Annotated in this window: 17 protein-coding genes; 10 read left to right on the top strand and 7 right to left on the bottom strand. The window is 69.1% G+C overall.

What is annotated here, in order from left to right:
* From AB0H36_RS28770 to thiE, 3 genes are all read right to left on the bottom strand, one after another.
* A partial coding sequence (locus tag AB0H36_RS28770) for a barstar family protein (protein ID WP_360530114.1) occupies positions 1 to 379 on the bottom strand: 379 nt, incomplete at its 3' end.
* Positions 376 to 801, bottom strand: a complete 426-nt coding sequence (locus tag AB0H36_RS28765; protein WP_360530111.1) for a ribonuclease domain-containing protein — start codon at positions 799 to 801, stop codon at positions 376 to 378. The genes AB0H36_RS28770 and AB0H36_RS28765, both read right to left, overlap by 4 nt.
* Complete coding sequence (gene thiE / locus AB0H36_RS28760) at positions 798 to 1,445, bottom strand: thiamine phosphate synthase (RefSeq protein ID WP_360530108.1); 648 nt, start codon at positions 1,443 to 1,445, stop codon at positions 798 to 800. Before thiE ends, AB0H36_RS28765 begins: the two co-directional genes overlap by 4 nt.
* Positions 1,446 to 1,606: 161 nt before the next feature.
* Here thiE and thiO point away from each other — a divergent pair, with 161 nt between their 5' ends.
* The 5 genes from thiO to AB0H36_RS28735 all read left to right on the top strand — a co-directional run bounded on the left by thiO (position 1,607) and on the right by AB0H36_RS28735 (position 8,044).
* Entirely contained in the window at positions 1,607 to 2,740 is a 1,134-nt protein-coding gene (gene thiO / locus AB0H36_RS28755) for a glycine oxidase ThiO (protein ID WP_360530104.1), read from the top strand.
* 166 nt (positions 2,741 to 2,906) lie between these two features.
* Positions 2,907 to 3,863 carry a LysM peptidoglycan-binding domain-containing protein gene (locus tag AB0H36_RS28750; protein ID WP_360530101.1) on the top strand — a complete coding sequence of 319 codons (957 nt, stop codon included), beginning with the start codon at positions 2,907 to 2,909 and terminating at the stop codon, positions 3,861 to 3,863.
* 93 nt (positions 3,864 to 3,956) lie between these two features.
* Positions 3,957 to 5,903 (top strand): Stk1 family PASTA domain-containing Ser/Thr kinase, encoded by a 1,947-nt coding sequence (gene pknB, locus AB0H36_RS28745; protein WP_360530098.1) that lies wholly within the window; start codon positions 3,957 to 3,959, stop codon positions 5,901 to 5,903.
* Between the two features lie 42 nt (positions 5,904 to 5,945).
* Complete coding sequence (locus AB0H36_RS28740) at positions 5,946 to 6,827, top strand: DMT family transporter (protein ID WP_360530095.1); 882 nt, start codon at positions 5,946 to 5,948, stop codon at positions 6,825 to 6,827.
* A 20-nt stretch (positions 6,828 to 6,847) separates the two neighbouring features.
* On the top strand, positions 6,848 to 8,044 hold the full coding sequence (locus tag AB0H36_RS28735; protein WP_360530092.1) for a glucoamylase: 1,197 nt from the start codon (positions 6,848 to 6,850) through the stop codon (positions 8,042 to 8,044).
* On the opposite strand, the gene AB0H36_RS28730 is transcribed toward AB0H36_RS28735, so the two are convergent.
* Complete coding sequence (locus AB0H36_RS28730) at positions 8,041 to 9,111, bottom strand: glycoside hydrolase family 172 protein (protein WP_360530088.1); 1,071 nt, start codon at positions 9,109 to 9,111, stop codon at positions 8,041 to 8,043. The two genes, AB0H36_RS28735 and AB0H36_RS28730, sit on opposite strands and share 4 nt — an antisense overlap.
* A 121-nt stretch (positions 9,112 to 9,232) precedes the next feature.
* Here AB0H36_RS28730 and AB0H36_RS28725 point away from each other — a divergent pair, with 121 nt between their 5' ends.
* The 3 genes from AB0H36_RS28725 to AB0H36_RS28715 are packed head-to-tail and all read left to right on the top strand — an operon-like array spanning position 9,233 to position 11,472.
* On the top strand, positions 9,233 to 9,733 hold the full coding sequence (locus tag AB0H36_RS28725) for a SigE family RNA polymerase sigma factor (protein WP_360530085.1): 501 nt from the start codon (positions 9,233 to 9,235) through the stop codon (positions 9,731 to 9,733).
* A complete protein-coding gene (locus tag AB0H36_RS28720; RefSeq protein WP_360530082.1) occupies positions 9,723 to 10,919 on the top strand; it encodes a hypothetical protein in 1,197 nt (398 codons plus the stop codon). The genes AB0H36_RS28725 and AB0H36_RS28720 overlap by 11 nt, the downstream gene beginning before the upstream one ends.
* A 46-nt stretch (positions 10,920 to 10,965) precedes the next feature.
* The gene (locus AB0H36_RS28715) at positions 10,966 to 11,472 is read left to right on the top strand and encodes an SRPBCC domain-containing protein (RefSeq protein ID WP_360530079.1); all 507 of its coding nucleotides are present in this window, start codon (positions 10,966 to 10,968) and stop codon (positions 11,470 to 11,472) included.
* A 30-nt stretch (positions 11,473 to 11,502) separates the two neighbouring features.
* On the opposite strand, the gene AB0H36_RS28710 is transcribed toward AB0H36_RS28715, so the two are convergent.
* Entirely contained in the window at positions 11,503 to 12,030 is a 528-nt protein-coding gene (locus tag AB0H36_RS28710) for a hypothetical protein (RefSeq protein WP_360530076.1), read from the bottom strand.
* A 137-nt stretch (positions 12,031 to 12,167) separates the two neighbouring features.
* Here AB0H36_RS28710 and AB0H36_RS28705 point away from each other — a divergent pair, with 137 nt between their 5' ends.
* Both AB0H36_RS28705 and AB0H36_RS28700 read left to right on the top strand, forming a co-directional pair.
* The gene (locus AB0H36_RS28705) at positions 12,168 to 15,290 is read left to right on the top strand and encodes an amidohydrolase family protein (protein ID WP_360530073.1); all 3,123 of its coding nucleotides are present in this window, start codon (positions 12,168 to 12,170) and stop codon (positions 15,288 to 15,290) included.
* Between the two features lie 622 nt (positions 15,291 to 15,912).
* Positions 15,913 to 16,848, top strand: coding sequence for a nucleoside hydrolase (locus tag AB0H36_RS28700; protein ID WP_360530070.1), 936 nt, complete (start codon positions 15,913 to 15,915; stop codon positions 16,846 to 16,848).
* Positions 16,849 to 16,862: 14 nt separating this feature from the next.
* On the opposite strand, the gene AB0H36_RS28695 is transcribed toward AB0H36_RS28700, so the two are convergent.
* Together AB0H36_RS28695 and AB0H36_RS28690 are read right to left on the bottom strand one after the other, a co-directional pair.
* Positions 16,863 to 17,195, bottom strand: a complete 333-nt coding sequence (locus tag AB0H36_RS28695; RefSeq protein ID WP_360530067.1) for a TraR/DksA C4-type zinc finger protein — start codon at positions 17,193 to 17,195, stop codon at positions 16,863 to 16,865.
* A 29-nt stretch (positions 17,196 to 17,224) separates the two neighbouring features.
* Positions 17,225 to 18,277, bottom strand: a complete 1,053-nt coding sequence (locus AB0H36_RS28690; RefSeq protein WP_360530064.1) for a Gfo/Idh/MocA family oxidoreductase — start codon at positions 18,275 to 18,277, stop codon at positions 17,225 to 17,227.
* Positions 18,278 to 18,319: the final 42 nt, after the last annotated feature.

Below are 18,319 nucleotides of genomic sequence, written 5' to 3'. Positions count from 1 at the left end.
GGACGAGCACCCGGAGCTGACCGGAGGCCGTGACGTCCTCGCTGAAGATCTGCAGCGCGACGTCGACGGTGTCGCGGTCGTGCTCGAGCAGGTGGTGCAGGCCGGCCCACAGGACGAGCTCGGGCTCGCCGGTGGAGCGGTCACCGAGCGAGTCGGCGAGCGCGTCCCAGTTGCGCCCGAACCAGCGCGGCAGATCGAACGCGGTCGCGCAGAGGTCCAGGAAGCCGGTCTTGTCGTGGATCTCGCTGGTGTCCAGCAGGACGAAGTCCCAGCCGGCTTCGGCCGCGTCACGCCGTACCTGGTCCGGGCGGGCGTCCGAGGGCCAGCGGTAGACCCCGGGCCGCAGGCCCTTGGTCAGCAGCGTGCGCAGCTCAGTCATCCGTCGGTCCCCCCGTCCGCCGCGACCCGGCGGAACGACTTGTAGTGATCGTCGGTGTAATAACGCTCGCCACCCTTCCCGGTCACGATCCGGCGGGCGCCGCGGTCGTTCTCCCCCGGCGTCTTCACGGTGTACTCCCGGTAGTACCCACGGTCCTGCTGGGGCAGCAGCTTCTCGAAGTTCCCGAAGACCACGCCGTCGCGGCTGTAGGTGAACGGCCCGCCCTGGTCGATCAGCTTCAGCGTGTCCCGCGCCTCGTCCGGCAGGTCCGCCATCGCGACGACGGTCAGACCGCTGTCGGTATCGGTACTGCTCGCCTTCTCTTGCGCACTGCACCCGAACAGCGCGGCCGCCAGCGTGATCACCAGCATCGCGATCACCACGATCGCGACGATCCGGGCGGCCTTCGGGTTGTTGATCACCCGGCGCTCCGCAACCGCCTGCTGAACTCCGCTGCGGCCGCCGCCGGGTCGTCCGCGTCGGTGATCGCCCGGACGACGACCACACGGGTGGCGCCCGCCTCGATGACCTCGTCCAGCCGGTCGAGGTCGATCCCGCCGATCGCGAACCACGGCTTGGACTGCTGCCTGCTGGCCGCGTAGGAGACCAGCTCGAGCCCAGCGGCCTGGCGGCCCGGCTTGGTCGGGGTCTCCCAGGTCGGGCCGACGCAGAAGTACTCCGACCCCTGCTCGGCCACGGCGGCGTTCACCTGGCTGAAGGTGTGGGTGGAGCGCCCGACGATCGGCTCCGGACCGATGACTGCCCGCGCCGCGTGCACCGGGAGGTCCCGCTGGCCAAGGTGCAGTACGTCGGCCCCAGCGGCGAACGCGATGTCCGCACGATCGTTGACGGCCAGCAGCTTGCCGTGCCGCTTGCAGGCGTCCGCGAAGACCTCGAGCGCGGCCAGCTCGTCCGCCGCTTCCATCTCCTTCTGGCGCAGCTGCACGATGTCCACACCGCCGCTCAGCGCGGCGTCCAGGAACTGTTCGAGGTCGCCCTGCTTCTCCCGCGCATCCGTGCACAGGTAGAGCCGGGCGTGTTGGAGTCTGTCGGTGCGCTCAGTCACACCGCCAAGCCTGCCATGCCCCAACCGTCGTAGGGTGTTGGCATGCCTGTACTGATTGCCGCGCTGCCGCGCGGCGGGTCATGGGGCTGTAACTCCCGGTCTTCCCTCGTCGCTCCAGTCGCTTCGCTCCCTCCGCTCCTCAGTCCAGACCGGGAGGCCCCATGACCGGGCTCACATCCGATGTGGTGGTGGTCGGGGCCGGGCTGATCGGTTTGGCCACGGCCTGGCGGCTGGCTGCAGACGGTATCCAGGTGACGGTATGTGACCCGACACCCGGCACCCAGACCTCCAACGTCGCCGCCGGCATGCTCGCCCCGGTCACCGAGGTCGAGTACGGCGAGGACGACCTGCTGGCCCTCAATCTGGCCAGCGTGGCCGCGTGGCCGACGTTCGCCGCCGAGCTGGAAGCCGCCACCGGCCTGTCCGCCGGCCTGCACCAGACCGGGACGCTGTCGGTCGCGTACGACGTCGACGACGCAGCAGCCCTCCGGAGGCTGGCCGACTACCAGCGACGGCTCGGCCTCGAGGTCGAGGAGCTGTCCGGCCGTGACGCCCGCAAACGCGAGCCCATGCTGGCCACCGGCGTCTCCGGCGGCGTGTGGGTCCCCGGCGACCACTCGGTCGACAACAGGCAGGCAGTGACCGCGCTCCTCCGCGCAGTGGAGGTCGCCGGCGTCACCCTGATCCGTGAGCGCGTGTCCCACGTCATCACGTCCGGTACGAGGGCTGTCGGCGTACAACTGGACAGCGGGGACACCGTGCACGCCGGGCACGTCATTGCTGCGGCAGGACCGTGGTCCGGGCAGCTGGACGGCGTACCGCAGGAGCTGCGGCCACCAGTGCGGCCGGTGAAGGGTGAGGTACTGCGGCTGCGGGTGCCGGAGGCGTATCGGCCGGCGCTGAGTCACGTCGTACGGGCCACCGCCAGAGGCTTCTCGGTGTATCTCGTCCCGCGGCCCGGCGGTGAGCTCGTGGTGGGTGCGACCTCCTCCGAGCTCGGCTACGACACTCGGGTACTCGCAGGCGGAGTGTTCGCGTTGCTGCGGGACGCGCGGACCGTCCTGCCGATCACGGACGAACTGGAGCTGGTGGAGACGATCGCCGGGCTGCGGCCGGCCACTCCGGACAACGCGCCCGTGCTCGGGCCGTCCGGACTGGATGGGTTGCTGTGGGCAACGGGCCACTACCGCAACGGCGTGCTGCTGACGCCGATCACCGCGCAGATCATCGCGGACACGGTCCGCAGCGGCGTGGTCCCGGAGCTCGGGAAGCCGTTCCTCGGCAGCAGGTTCTGACCCGTTCGGTTGCTCCGAGCAAGGACAGCTTGTGAACTACACGCATGTAGTTCAGCCTTGAATTGTAAACATTGGATTACAGGCGTAACAAGCACCCCATTCGCCCCTGTTGTCACATCCGTATCAGCACTTACGGTCAAGTGACGTTCACACGGGGAGATCGAACATGCGTAACGTCGTACGTGTACTGACGGGCATCGCCGTACCGTTGCTGACCGCGGCCGTGATCACCGCCGGCTCGCCGGGCTTCGGCTCGTACAAGGTGAAGGACGGCGACACGCTCAGCCACATCGCCGGCCGCTACGGCACCACAGTCCAGAACTTGGTTGCCTTGAACAACCTGCCCGGCAACGGCAACGCGATCTACGCCGGCGAGGTGCTCAAGGTGCCCGGCTCGCAAGGCGCCGCGACGGCGCACCCGTCCAAGCGGTCCCAGCTCGGCCGGGTGACGTACGTCGTCAAGCCGGGCGACACCGTCTCCAAGATCGCCAAGCGCTTCAAGTGCTCCCAGGCGAACCTGCTGGCCGCCAACGGGCTGCGCGCCGGCGACCACATCTACGCCGGCAAGCCGCTGCAGATCCCGGTCAAGATCCGCCCGAAGGCCAAGGCTCCGGTCAAGAAGAAGAACAACACCTTCGCCGGCCGCACCTACCCCGATCACATCGTCGCCCGGGCCGATCGCAACCGGGCGATCCTGAAGAGCCGCAAGCTGCCCACCCGGGCCCAGATGCGGACGCTCATCGTCAGCACCGCCACGCGGCACGGTGTCGACCCGGAGCTGGCGCTCGCAATCAGCTGGCAGGAGTCGGGCTGGAAGCAGCGGGTGGTCTCCCCCGCGAACGCCATCGGCGCGATGCAGGTGATCCCCTCGACCGGGCAGTTCGCCTCCTCGATCGTCGGGCGGAAGCTGGACCTGCTCCGACCGCAGGACAACGTCACCGCCGGGGTGGTGCTGCTGGACCGGCTGACCAGCGCGGCGCGGCTGGACATCGCCGTCGCGGCGTACTACCAGGGCCTGGGCGGGGTGACCCGGAATGGCATGTACCCGGACACGAAGGCCTACGTGAAGAACGTCCTCCGGATCGAGGCGCAGCTGGAGCGCGGCTGGGACCCGTTACGGTGAGGTAGGACCCACTGCGGTGCGCCTGGCGCGGTGACGCTGAGCCGTTATCTACACTCTCAGAGCAGAACGGCTTGGAGAGGCGGCTCACCGCAAGTGACGGACGACGTGGACACGCAGGTCAGCGACCGCCTCGTCGGGCGAGTGCTCGACGGACGGTATCGCGTCGGCGCGCGCGTCGCCAAGGGCGGCATGGCCACTGTCTACCAGGCCCTCGACATGCGGCTGGACCGGGTGGTCGCGCTCAAGGTGATGCACGACGGGCTCGGCGACGACGCCCAGTTCACCCGCCGGTTCGTGGCCGAGGCCCGCGCCGCCGCCCGGCTCTCGCACCCGAACGTGGTCGCCGTCTTCGACCAGGGTGACGACGACGGCACGCTGTTCCTGGCGATGGAGTACGTCCCCGGCCGCACGCTCCGGGACGTGATCCGCGAGCAGGCGCCACTCACCCCCTCTCGAGCGCTTGACCTGCTCGCGCCGATCCTGTCCGCGCTCTCGGCAGCGCACGACGCCGGCATCGTCCATCGCGACATCAAGCCGGAGAACGTGCTGATCTCCGACATCGGCGTGGTGAAGGTCGCGGACTTCGGCCTGGCCCGTGCGGTTTCTGCGACCGGCAACACCGCGACTCAAGGCCTGCTGATGGGAACGGTGTCCTACCTGGCGCCTGAGCTCGTCACTGACGGTAGTGCGGACGCCCGCTCGGACGTGTACTCGTGCGGCATCCTGCTGTACGAGATGCTCACCGGCAACAAGCCGCACTCCGGTGACACCCCGATCCAGGTCGCCTACGCGCACGTGCACGCCGACGTGCCTGCGCCGTCGGCGGAGCAGCCGAGCATCCCGCCGTACGTCGATGCGCTCGTGCAGCGCGCGACCGCGCGGGACCGGGACCTGCGGCCGGCCGACGCCCGGGTGCTGAGCCGCCAGGTCCGCCGGGTGCGCAGTGCGCTCGACGAGGGCCTGCCGGACGACCCGGAGCTCACCGGCGACCTCACTGTGCCGATCCAGCAGATCCGCCAGGACAGCGGTTACGACGACGGCTACACGCGCGGCGCCCCCGAGGAGAACGGTCAGGTGCTGCGGCACGACACGATCGTCGTACCGGTGGAGAACGGGCGGCCCACGGGTGCAGCGAGGGTCCAGGCGCCGCCGCAGCGGAAGGGCCGCGGGCTGATCGCGCTGATCGCCATCCTGGCCGCCGCCATCGGCGTCGGTACGGCGGCCTGGTACTACGGCATCCACCGCTACACCGCCACACCGAACCTGGTGAACATGGTGCCGGCAGACGCCGCCACCGCAGCGGAGAAGGCCGGACTGCGGACGACCCTCGCGAACCAGGACTTCTCCGAGAACGTGCCGACGGGCGAGGTCATGGCGACCGACCCTGCCCCCGGCGACCGGATCCGCAAGAACGGTGAGATCGGTCTCACCGTCTCCAAGGGCCCGGAGCGCTACCGGGTCCCCCAGCTCGCCGGGCTGGACCTGGAGGCGGCGAAGCGGGCGCTGGACCCGATCAAGCTGATCACCGGGCAGATCAACGAGCAGTACAACGAGTCCGTGCCGGCCGGACGGGTGATCGCGTTCAGCCCGAAGTTCGACACGGTCGTGAAGCCCGGGACCGCGGTCAACCTCGCGATCAGCAAGGGCAAGCGGCCGATCACGGTCCCGGACACCACCGGGAAGTCGTACCGCGACGCCAGCAGGGAACTGCGCAGACTCGGCTTCGTGATCGGCCGGACGGACCAGTACGACGAGAAGGTCGCCGAGGGCAAGGTGATCAGCCAGAGCCCGAGCACCGGCACGCTGTTCGCCAAGGACAAGGTCCAGCTGGTGGTGTCGAAGGGCCCGCCGCTGGTCGAGGTCCCGAACGTCAAGGGCAAGCGGCTCGCCGACGCGCAGCGGATCCTGACCGAGGCGGGTTTCACCGTGAAGACGGAGAAGGCGCCCTACGGCCTGGGCCTGAACATCGTCGCGGCCCAGAACCCGGGCGCCAAGAAGAAGGTCAAGCCGGGCAGCGAGGTCGTCATCACGGTTCTGTAGCCGTTTTGCCCCGGTCGCCGGGCGTCTGATGAGATGTCCGGCGTGAATCACCCGCGTCTCGCCGTACTGGCCCTGCTCGCGGTCGCGGCGGCGTGGGGATCGACGTTCTTCCTGACCAAGGACCTGCTCACCAGGATGGACGTCGCCGACTACCTGGCGTTGCGGTTCCTGATCGCCTCGGTCGCGCTGATCCTGGTGCACCCGCCCGCGATCGCCCGGCTCAGCCGCCTCGACCGCGGCCGGGCCGTTGCCCTCGGCATCACCTACGGCATCGCCCAGCTGGTCCAGACCGAGGGCCTGCGGCACACCTCGGCGAGCGTCTCCGGCTTCGTCACCGGCATGTACGTCGTCTTCACGCCGCTGCTGGCCGCGGTCATCCTGCGGCACAAGATCGGCCGCTGGGCCTGGGTCGCCGTGATCCTCGCCACTGTCGGCCTCGGCGTTCTGTCGCTGCGCGGGCTCAGCCTGGGCACCGGCGAGCTGCTCACGCTGGCCTCGGCCGGCCTGTACGCGCTGCACATCATCGGCCTCGGCGCCTGGTCCACCTCCTCGAACGCCTTCGGGCTGTCCGCGCTGCAGATGGTCGTGATCACCTGCGTCTGCGCGATCGGCGCCGTTCCGGGCGGCTTCGCCGTACCGGGTACGGGCGCTGACTGGGTCAGCGTCTTCTACATGGCGCTCGTCGCGGGTGCGCTCGCACTCATCGTCCAGACCTGGGCCCAGGCACACCTCACTCCCACCCGCGCGGCGATCGCGATGACAATGGAACCAGTGTTCGCGTCGGCGTTCGCCGTCCTGTTCGGGGCGGAGAGCGTGACCTGGCGGATGCTGGTGGGTGGCGCTCTGGTGCTGTCTGCCATGTACTTGGTGGAACTCGCACCGCGGCGCAAGTTCGAGGCCGAAGTGCAGCACCTGGCCCAGTAGATCCAGCAGCAGGGAGAACCATGCGGGACGACAGCGCGCGGCGGGTCCGGTGGTTTCCGGCCGTCGTCATCGCCGTCCTGCTGGCGTTCCTGGCCGCCGGGACGACGGTCAACCTGGTGCGCAACCCCCAGCCGCAGCTGGTCGCTGAGGGGGTGCCGGGCTCGTCCGCGCTGACCGCCGACGACGGCCAGTACGACGACATGATGCAGCACGCGGTCGCCGACCTCGATGCCCTCACACTGCCGAACGGCGCGACCCTTGCCGGGTGGGACGGGCCGTGGCGTTTCGTCTGGCCGCGGGACGCCTCCTTCGTGGCTGCCGCGTACTGCGCGATCGGCCGTACGGCGGACGCCGTACGCGTGCTGGACTTCCTCGACGGGGTCAGGCCGTCGACGGGTCGGTGGGAGGCCCGCTACTCCTCGGGTGGGGAGGCCGTCCGGGACGGGCGCGAAGCTCAGCTCGACGGGTCGGGATGGGTGCTGTGGGCAACGTGGTTCTGCAAGGCCGGCGGCAGCTACTGGGAGTTGGTCCGGGAGTCGGCGGACCAGATCGTCGCTGAGCTCGGACCGAACGGCTTGCCCGGACCGTCGCCGGACTACTGGGAACGCCCGGAGGCCGAGGTGACGCTCGGCACTGTGGCGCCGCTGCTCGCCGGGCTTCGATCCGCGGTCGGGATCGCCACGGACTTAGGGCATCCGGACGACGCGGCACGGTGGCGGGCGGCGGCGGAGAAGTTGTCCGCGGCAACGGATCGGCACTTCGGGCCGGACTATCCGCGGACGCCCGCGCGGGCGGTGGCCTTCCTGGAGCCGGGACTCGAGGCGATCGGGCTAGGCGGCGGGGCGGATGCGATCGTCACGGTCCTCGGGCCGCCGTTCGCGCCCCGCCGTACCGAGGTCGACCGGGCGATCGAGCGGGCACGCGCCGGACTGACGCAGCCGAACGGCGGGGTGACGCCGGGCGAGGACTGGCGGACCGACGGGGTCGCCTGGACACCGCAGACCGCGTTGTTCGCGTTGAGCGCCGCAGCGCGCGGGGATCGCGCGACGGCCGGTGAGCTGCTGACCTGGCTGAACGAGTACCGGACCAGCACCGGCGCGCTGCCGGAGAAGGTGAACCGCGACCGGCAGCCGGCCGGCGAGGCTCCCCTCGGCTGGACCTCAGCCCTGGTCGTCCTCGCCGGCGCTGCACTCGAGCGGCCGCTGCCAATCCCCTAGCAGATCTCCATCGCGTCGTGCACCGGCGCTTCCGGGCGCGCCGTACTGGTCTTGACCGAGTAGAAGAAGGCAGTCGAGGCAATGTCGTCCTGGAGCGGGAGGTAGCGGCCGCCGGAGCGCCAGCCGAGCGCCTGGACGTCAACGCGCAGCTTCTCCTTGAAGCGGATGGGGTCTGGCAGGTGGAAGCGGTACATGCCGAACCGCTGCTGGCTCGCGTACTGCCCGTCCGGCCGGATCACCTGCGGCATGCCGAGGTACGGCGTACTGAACTCGGTGTAACCGCCGAGGTGCGGCACGTCGAAGTTCCACGCGCCACCGAAGTAGTCCTCGGTCCCGGTACCGCAGATGGTCGGGAACTCGTCGTCGCCGTCGACGTAGAACTTCACCTCACCCTCACCCCACCAGCCGCTGCTGTTGACGCCCCACGCGACGTACGTGCCGACGTAGTGTCCCGGGCCCTCCACGCCGTCCAGCAGGGTGTGCACGGTCTTGGTGGGCAGCGGGTTGCTCCGCCGCCACTGCGCGTGCAGGTACGCCGTGTTGTCCGGTACTGCGCCCAGCCAGTAGTCGACCTGGAAGTACACGACCACTGCTTCGTCGTGGGTGTTCTCCAGGGTCAGCCTGGCTTCGGACTGGAACGGCATCTCCCAGTAGCTGTTGAAGCCGCCGTTGGGGTTCACCGCGACCGGGAGCGAGTTGACCTGGGCGAACTTGCCCCAACCGGAGCAGAAGAAGTCGCCGACCGGTGTCTCGATCGCCGGCGCCTCGTCGCCGTCCCAGTGCGCGCGCAGCACCAGCCGCCGCCAGTGGTCGACGTGCGTGGTGAGCCAGATGTGCGTGATGCAGCCCTGGCCGGCGATGTCCGCCAGCGTCGCGGTCTCCCCCGGGCCGATCTCGATCGACGGCGACACCTTCCAGCCCTGGCCGAGGTCCCGGGCCGCGTTGGCGCCGGTCCCCTCGGTCCGCCGGCCGCCCTGGCCGGGCTCACCGGTGGGGTTCTCCGCACTGATGGAGCGCGTCTCGACGTCCACGATCGCGCTGATTCCGGACAAGTTCCCAAGAGTCATACCCGCGACCTTAGGTCGTCGCCGGGCCTGTGAGAAATCGATTGCCCAGCAACTGGACTCAGCAGATCGGGTCCTCGTGTCGTCTGTACTGGTGTAGACCGCCGGCACCCTGGGAGGGGACGTGACCTTCGACGAGTGGACCCGCTCGGGGCTGCCTGGGTTGCTCCGGTTCGCCACCGCGCTGTGCGGGTCGGGGCATCTGGCCGAGGACCTGGTCCAGGACGTCGCGATCAAGGCGCACCGGAACTGGTCCCGGGTCGACGCCGCCGGTCGCCCGGACGCCTACCTGCGGCGGATGGTGGTCAACGAGTACCTGTCCTGGCGGCGCAAGTGGTCCCGGTACGTGCCGCGGGCCGAGATCTTCCCGGCCGAGGAGACACCCGACCACGCCGACCGGGCGGCCGACCGCGATCAGTTGATCGCCGAACTGGCCAAGCTGCCCCGGCGGCAACGCGCCGTACTGGTGCTCCGGTACTACGGCGGCCTGAGCGACGCCGAGATCGCCGAGACCCTCGGCTGCTCGGCCGGAACCGTTCGCGCGCACGCCTCGCGCGCCCTCGCGACCCTCCGGATCGAATTCACCACCCCGACTCTGACCTCGGAAGTGAACCATGCGTACTGAGGAAGACCTCCGCGCCGCCTTCAACCACCTCGCGAGCTCGGCCCCGGCGCCGGACGAGACGCTGACCAGGCTCGGTCGGGTACGACGTCGCCGTACACCTCTCGTTGTTGCCACCGCGTTGGCGACTGCCACGGCTGCTGTCGCCGGGCCGATCGTGGTGAGCCAGTTGAACGATCGGGCCGTGACGGCAGAGCCTCGGAACTCGGCATGGACGCCGTGGGTCGACCTGCCGGTGCCGAAGGGGATGAGGGTGAATCCTCGCGTGCACACGGCGAATCGGCAGGACTACGAGCTGATCGGGTTCACCGGCCGCCCCTGGATCACCACCTGCCTGCTGACCGTGCATCGCAACGGCGACTTCGATCCGGCGACGATCCCGGCCGGCAGTCCTCGCATCGACCTCAACGGGCGGTCGGGGCGGGTCGTGCGCTCGACACAGCGCCGCCCGTTCATTGCGGCGCCTCGCGGGTACCTCGGGGCCATCCAGGGCGACCCGCTGCAGACGGTGGTCTGGCAACCGGGCGACGGCCTGTGGGCGCTGCTGACCTGCAGCTCGCAGCAGGAGCTCGGCACGCTCAAGGTGCCGCAGCTCGACGCTCCGTACCAGGCGAACGTGCCGCTCGCGGTGACCATCGCGAAGTCGATCTCACCAGGGACGCGAACTCTCGGATCGCCGGTGAAGGTGGGGTACTTGCCGGAGGGGCTGCGGCCTGGCCGCGTCACTTATCGGAGTCCGGACGCCGGGATCGAAGGGTCCGGGCAGAACTTCACCGTCGATGTGAGTGACGGGAATCCGGCGACCGGCTTCCGGCTCCGGGACCTGAAGGGCTACGCCAAGACCGACCGCCCGTACGACCCACAGCCCGGGGACGACCTGCGGATCCGGGTCACCACCGACAAGTTCTGGAACCAGATGTCGCGATTCCCCGAGCCCAAGCCCGACTTGATCATCAACGGCATGAAGGCCTGGTACATCGCCGAGCTGACCTTCGGGGAGCCGGTCGACCGGCCGAAGCCGGCCAAGTCCGCGATCCGCATGGAAGGCAACGGCGTGGCCGTCGTGATCCAGGACCTCACCAGCACGCCCGACCTCGGCAGGCTCCGGAGAGTCGCCGAACCGCTGCAGCTCGCCGGTGACCCACGCGACCCGACCACCTGGTTCGACGCGGCGACTGCCATCCCCTGATCTGGTCGACTCCCCGCCTATATGCCAGTTGGGTTATGTTGACGGCATGGACAGTCGACGTGGAACGGTGTTCGAGACCGATGACGGCCGAGTGGCGATCCGTTTCGGCCGGCTGCTCCCGCACCCACCGGAGAAGGCCTGGCAGGCCATCACCGACCCGACCCAACTGTCCGTCTGGTTCCCCGCCATCGTCGACCTGGACCACCCTGCCGGCGCGGCCCTGTTCTTCGGCGTCACCCCCGAACAACAGCGCCGCTACGGCATGACCGACGACCCAGCCGCCACCTCGAACGGCCGCATGCTCCGCAACGACCCGCCGTCGGTGCTCGAGTACGAATGGTCCGGCGAAATCCTCACCTGGGAGATCACCGGTACGGCGGAAGGCAGCCGGCTCGTCTTCACCAACGTCCTCATCGACCCCGAATCCGCCGCCCCCGCCTCCGCAGGCTGGCAGGCCGGCCTCGAAGTAATCGAAGCCCAACTAGCAGGCAAGCAAATCACCTGGAACCCCCTAGACCGAGCCGAGCAACTAGCCACAACCAACCCCCACTGAACCAGCCCACCCCGACCGTCGGGCTCGGGTTCAGCAGGCTCGGATCTTGGCTTCTAGGCCGTTGGTGAAGGTGAGGCAGGCCCAGGGGCGGCCCTGGGTGGATTTGGGGCGGACGATGAGGGGGAAGGCTTCGGCGCCGCGGACCTGGGGGCTTCGTTCGGTTTGCAGGGAACCGATTGCGCCGCCGCGTGCTTCGGCGGCCGTCTTCACGTCCTCCACAGTGACGACGCTGCGGGCGTCCTTGGTCGCGGCGTTCTCCGCATCGGTTGCGACCGCGAGGGCGAAGTCGATCTCCGGAGGAGTGGCCCAGGTGGTCGAGGTGACCGGAAAGACGACTCCGAACATGAGCAGACCGACCCCAGTGATGATCTGACGGAACCGACGGCTCTGGTCGGTGAGCAGCAAGGCAGCACAGCAAAGCGCGAGGAACAGCGTGAGGCCACGCACGATCCAGTGCCGATCGAGCCGACTGTCCACCGCAAGGGCCGCGGCGAGCGCGATCAGGATGCAGGCGACGGCGGCGGCGAGCGCCCGGACCCGGGGCGACACGGATTGCATGGCGCAGACGATAGACGTTCGGCCGTTCGTCGCAGTACAGGGGCCGCTCGGCGCTCGACGCGCCGGTCAGGATCGTGCAGTCGTGACGGTACTGGCAGATTCGGTGGCGCCACCGCCCCCGAGGGATTGGACCGACCGTGGACCACACCGAACTCGAAGCGCCCGGTTCGTGGAGCATCTCCCGGCGTCGCGCTCTCCAGCTCAGCGGCGGTGCCGCCGCGGCCGGCGCGCTGCACACCGCCACCGAAGCAGCAGGTGCCACCACAACGCAGGCAGCAACGACCACGGCCGCCAACCAGGCCGTGCTCACCGAGGGCACCAACTTCATGGTGTCCGTGTCGCCTGACGGGAACTGGCTAGCCTTCGACCTGGTCACCGCGATCTGGGTGACACCGGCCGCCGGCGGCGTGTCCCGGCGCCTGACCGACGACCTCCAGGACGCGACCCGCCCGCGCTGGTCGCCCGACGGCCAACGGCTCGTCTTCCAGTCATACCGCGACGGCAACTTCCACCTCTGGACGATCAACGCCGACGGCACCGATCTCCGCCAACTGACCACCGGCCGCTACGACCACCGCGAGCCGCACTACACGCCCGACGGCCGGTACGTCGTCTTCTCCTCGGACCGTGGCGGCAACGGCAGCTACGGTATCCACCGCCTCGAGCTCACCAGCGGCACGATCCTCGCCCTCACCGACGACACGACCGAGGAAGCCGAGCCGGCCGTATCCGCCGACGGCACCAGGATCGCCTTCACCGTGGACGCAGCAGCCATCGTCGAGCTCGACCTCAAAGCCGGCACCCGCACCACCCTCGTCCCCGCCCAGACCGGCAGCACCGTCTACGGCCCGGCCTACTCCCCCACCGGCCAGCTCGCCTACGTCCGACTCGCCGGCCCGGTCTGCGATCTGATTGTCAACAATCAGAAAGTCACCAATGGCAAGGACGTCTTCGCGGTCCCACCGTCGTGGGGATCCGCGCTGTACTACACCGCCGACGGCCACGTCCTGCGTCACCTGGCCGACGGCGCGCCCACCGTCGTACCGTTCACCGCGACCGTGCCGGTGACGTCGAAGCGGCCGCGACCGAAGGCGCCGGACCTCGAGTCGACCGCGCGGCGGCAAGTCCGGGGCATCGCGAGCCCCACCGTCTCCCCCGACGACAAATGGGTCGCTTTCCGGGCGCTGAACGCATTGTGGCTGGCGGCAACGAACGGCCGCGGCCAACCCCGCAAGCTGGTTGCCGATGGCTACTTCAACTCCGACCCCGACTTCTCCCCGGACGGGACGAAGCTGCTCTACGCCAGCGATCGCGACGGCACCGCCGACCTGTGGCTGCACGACCTGAAGACCGGTGCAGACAGCAAGCTATCGTCGTTACCCGGGGCACAGACTGCGCCGCGGTTCTCCCCCGACGGCAAGCAGGTCGCATACCAGGACCAGGACGGCATCGCCTGGACGCTCGACCTCGCGTCGGGCCAGGTCCGCCAACTGACCCCGACGCTGTTCCAGCCCGGCCGGGTGAGCTGGTCGCAGGACGGGCGGACCATCGTGCTCGCCGCGGTCAAGCCGTTCTCCAAGCGTTTCCGCGAAGGCACCAGCCAACTCCTGTACGTCGACGTCGAAACGACCGCCCTGGAGTACGTCGAACCCATGCCGTTCCGCTCCCTCGCCACCCGCGGCGACGACGGCCCGGTCTTCTCCCCCGACGGCAAGTGGCTCGCCTTCGTCGTCGAGAGCCTCCTGTACGTCGCTCCCGTCGACACCCGCGGACGCTTCACGGCCGACCCACGAGCTGTCACAGACGAGGTCACCGACTCACCGGTCTGGCAGGACAACACCACCCTGCTCTACCTGAACAACGGCCGCCTTCGCCGCACCACAGTCACCGGCTCCCGCCCACAGACCGTCAAACTCGACCTGCACTGGCGCCGCGCAACGATCAACCAGCACGTCACGATCCACGCCGGCGCACTGTGGGACGGCCGCGCGACCACGCTCCGGCGGGACGTGGACGTCGTACTGGACGGCTCGCGGATCGCCGCCGTACGGCCGCACCAGGGCAAGGCGGACATCGACGCGAAGCATCTGACCGTGATGCCCGGGCTGATCGATGCGCACAACCACTGGCACCTGCGCGGACGCGCGTGGGGTGCTCGGCAGGGCAACCTGTGGTTGTCCTACGGCATCACGACCACGCGTTCGCCGGGCGATCCGGTCTACCAGATGCAGGAGACGCGGGAGGCGCTGGCGCACGGGTCGCTGCTCGGGCCGCGGTACTTCGCGACCGGTGAAGCGATCGACGGGTCGCGGGTCTACTACAACTTCATGCGCCCGACGCTCTCCTTGCGGCAGCTCGGTCTGGAGATCGACCGCGTCGAAGGGCTCGCGTACGACCTCGTGAAGACCTATGTGCGGTTGCCCATCGAGTACCAGCGGCGTGCGATCGCCGCCGTACACCGCCTCGGGCTGCAGCTGTCGTCGCACTACCTCTACCCGGCCGAGCACCTCGGCATGGACGGCATGGAGCACACCGGCGCGACGAACCGGCTCGGGTACTCGCACACGGTCAGCCGGCTCGGACGCGCGTACGCGGATGTCGTCACGCTGTTCACCAAGGCCGGGCTGTCCGTCACGCCGACCCTGTTCAACTCGACGATGGCCCACGTGGACGACCCGTCCCTGCTGACTGACCGCCGTACGACGACGCTCTTCCCAAGCTGGGAGTACGACGCGTTGCTGAGCGAAGTGAATACCGCCAAGGGGCCGGCGGGTGCGACGACGCGCGAACTGCTCCGCGGCAACGTCGACATGGTCCTGCGGATCCACCGTGGCGGAGGCTTCGTCATCTCCGGCACCGACACGCCACTCGACAACATTGCGATCTCACTCCACGCCAACCTGCGCTCCATGGTCGCCGGCGGCTTCACGCCGTACGAGGCCCTCACCACCGCGACCCGCAATCCCGCGCGCTGGCTCAACCTCGAGGACAAACTCGGCGTCATCAAGCCCGGCGCCCAAGCCGACCTCTCCTTCATCACCGGCAACCCCCTGGCCGACATCCGAGCCGCAGCCGCAGTAGACCAAGTCATAATCGCCGGCACCCTGCACACCGTCGCCGACCTCCTCAAGCCATACGCCACCGCCCCAACCACCCTCGCCGGCCCAAAGCCCCTCACCCGCGCCGAGGCGCACGCCCACAACCCCACCTACTGGTGGCACGAACCCGAATGGCTCCACCGCTCCTGCTGCGAGGGATGATGTAGTCAACCCACGCGGCGCGACCGCCCCGCACTTGTGCTCACCCGTGGTCGACCGAACGAATCGCGCGCCGGGGAAGCCGCACGCGCAGCGGTTCGCCGTGGTCGACTGCGGGGAGCGTGATGACGAGCGGCTTCGTCGACTACTCGTCGCCTACGACGACCACAGGATCATCAACCCGGGAGTCCAGGCACCTGGCCTGTACGGCACCGAACGATCCGGCGCAAAGGATCACTGAATCACCAGGACCGGGCATGACAGGGCTCTAACGGGTACGTCGCTCCACAAGCATCGCGACTCCATACCCAGCAAATGCCCCGATCAACGCAGCGACTGGCGCAAGGACGATTGCCGGGTCTGTCCATTCCGAGCCGCCGGCCAACCTGGCCCACACCGCGTTGGCGATGACCAGAACGACCGCACCAACCACGGCCCACCAGTTACGCCGACGATTCCGTGCGGACGAGACCATGGACCGACCGTACCCGCTCCGCCCCCGGCGAGACATGGCATAGAGCTTCACTGCGGCCCGGCAACGGAGACAGATCTCGGCCCCACACCATCAAGCCAAATGTTGCTGCCAGCAACCGCTCGCAGGCTGATACCCGACTAGGCTGGGTGGGTGGGCATTCCGGTGATGGTTGATTGTGATCCTGGGCATGACGATGCGATGGCGTTGTTGCTGGCCGTGGCGGATCCGGCCCTGGAGCTGCTCGGGGTGACGACGGTGGCGGGGAATCAGACGGTTGAGAAGTGCACGCTGAACGCTCGTCGGGTGTTGTCTCTGGCGGGCGTGTCGGACATTCCGGTTGCTCGTGGGGCTGACCGGCCGTTGGTTCGGCCGTTGCGTATTGCCGATGACGTGCATGGCGAGAGCGGGCTGGACGGGCCGTTGTTCGACGGCGAGCCGGAGGTGCCCGAGGCGGCGTCCACGGCTGGGGAGCTGCTGGTCGACGTACTGACGAAGCACGATGCGCCGGTCACGATTGTGGCAACCGGCGCGCTGACGAACATCGCCGGGCTGCTCGCCGCTCGCCCGGAGCTGCAGGCGAACATCGCTCAGATCGTGTGGATGGGCGGATCGACCGAGCGCGGCAACGTCACGCCGTACGCCGAGGCGAACTGCTTCGTCGACCCCGAGGCGGCGGATCAGGTGCTGCGGTCCGGGGTCCCGTTCACCATGTGCGGGCTCAACGTCACCCACCAGGCGCTGGTGACCGACGACGTCCTCGCCGCGTTTGCCGGAATCGGTACGTCGTTGGCGCGCATCTGCGTCGAGTGGATGACGTTCTTCGCCTCGACGTACCGGCGACTGTGGGGGTTCACCGCACCGCCGTTGCACGACCCTGTCGCGGTCGCCAGAGTCATCGATCCGGCGATCGTCCGCTGCGTCGACGCCAACGTGGTGATCGAGACCGCCGGCGAATGGACGGCCGGCGCCACAGTGGTCGACCTGCATCACTACACCGGCCGCCCCGCCAATGCCCGGGTCGCGGTCGAGCTCGACAGTACGGCGTACTGGACCAGGCTCGTGGACGCGATCACCGCCCTCGGCTGACGAGGGGCGACGGTTCAGGCGCAGCCGATGCAGGTACGCGCAGTCGGTCGCGCCTCCAGGCGGGCCGGGGCGATCGGTTGGCCGCACCGCTCACAGACCCCGTACGTCGCGGCCGCCAACCGTTCGATCGCCGCCTCGACCTCTGCCAAGTGGCCCTGAACCTGCAGCACGAGCGCTGCGACCTGCGACCTCTCGAACGCGATCGTCGCACCCTCAGGATCGTGCTCGTCGTCGGCATTGGCGTCCCGCGAGGCCGCGACCACCTCGTTGAAATCGCCGGTCAGAGCCGCGAGCCGCCGGAGCGCCTGCTGACGCTCCGCCTCGAGCAGCCCGCGAGCCCCATCCATCCGTCAATCGTGCCACCCGAGGCACTAGATCATCGAGCCGCTCCGCGGACCGTTGCCCGCTGCTGGGCGGTCAAGGCCAGGCGCATGGTCTCGAAGGTGTGCTCCTGCGGCGCAGCCGAGCTGGTCCGTTCCCGGACATCGCGAACCAGGTCGGAATAGTACGTCGTCCCGACCCCCGAGCAGTCGATGTGCTGCGTGCCTTCGTGATTCACCAGGAAGAGGTGGTCGCCACCGTCCCGGCCCGCGATGTCGACGTACTTGCGCAGCTCGATGTAGCCGTCGGTGCCGAGGATCATCAGGCGGCCGTCACCCCAGGTCGGCAGACCGTCCGGCGTGTACCAGTCGACCCGGATGTAGGCCTGGGCGTGGTCGCTGCGCAGCAGGATCTCACCGAAGTCCTGCAGGCCCGGCTCGTCGGGGTTGGCGAAGTTCCCGACCGTGCTGGCCACGACCTCGGCGGTCCGTGCGCCGGTGAGCCAGAGGAACTGGTCGATCTGGTGGGAGGCGATGTCGGTCAGGATGCCGCCGTACCGGTTCTTGTCGTAGAACCAGTCCGGGCGGCCGGCCCCGCCGCCGAGGTGGCCGCGGTCCCCGATCCGGTGCGGCCCGATCCCGATCGTCTGCACCACCGTCCCGATCCGGCCCTCGCGGACCAACTCGCCGGCCTTGATCACACTCGGCACCTCGAACCGCTCCGAGAACGTCACCGACCAGAACCGCCCGCTCTGGCTGACCGCCTTCTCGATCTCCTCGAGCTGATCGAAACTGACGCAGCCGGGCTTGTCGGTGACGACGTCCCTGCCGGCCCGCAAGGCCGCGACGGCGATCGGCCCGCGTCGATCCGGTACGGCGGCGGTCACGATCAGGTCGATCCCGTCCCGTCCGATCAGGTCGTCCGGACTGTCGGCCATCGGAACCTCCGGGTACCGCTCCCGGACCCGGGTCGCGATCGCGGCCGACGGATCGTCGGTCGCCATCCCGACGAACTCCGCACCGGCCCCGACCAGGCCCGCGATCTGACCGAAGATGTGCGCGTGGTCAAGCCCGATGGCGGCGAACCTGACAGCTTGCGTGGAAGTCACCCGTACTCCTCCGACTCGGCGTCGCTTCGACTCCCCTCACCC

It is taken from the genome of Kribbella sp. NPDC050820 (genome assembly GCF_040653975.1).
Taxonomy (GTDB): Bacteria; Actinomycetota; Actinomycetes; order Propionibacteriales; family Kribbellaceae; genus Kribbella.
Note: the sequence above shows the minus strand (reverse complement) of the source record. Positions and strands in the feature narration are given on the sequence as shown.

Coding starts and splice junctions, on each gene's coding strand:
- AB0H36_RS28735 (WP_360530092.1), top strand. CDS start 6,848: ATGCGGGACGACAGCGCGCGGCGGGTCCGGTGGTTTCCGGCCGTCGTC.
- AB0H36_RS28695 (WP_360530067.1), bottom strand. CDS start 17,195: ATGGATGGGGCTCGCGGGCTGCTCGAGGCGGAGCGTCAGCAGGCGCTC.
- AB0H36_RS28720 (WP_360530082.1), top strand. CDS start 9,723: ATGCGTACTGAGGAAGACCTCCGCGCCGCCTTCAACCACCTCGCGAGC.
- AB0H36_RS28710 (WP_360530076.1), bottom strand. CDS start 12,030: ATGCAATCCGTGTCGCCCCGGGTCCGGGCGCTCGCCGCCGCCGTCGCC.
- AB0H36_RS28730 (WP_360530088.1), bottom strand. CDS start 9,111: ATGACTCTTGGGAACTTGTCCGGAATCAGCGCGATCGTGGACGTCGAG.
- thiO (WP_360530104.1), top strand. CDS start 1,607: ATGACCGGGCTCACATCCGATGTGGTGGTGGTCGGGGCCGGGCTGATC.
- AB0H36_RS28750 (WP_360530101.1), top strand. CDS start 2,907: ATGCGTAACGTCGTACGTGTACTGACGGGCATCGCCGTACCGTTGCTG.
- AB0H36_RS28715 (WP_360530079.1), top strand. CDS start 10,966: ATGGACAGTCGACGTGGAACGGTGTTCGAGACCGATGACGGCCGAGTG.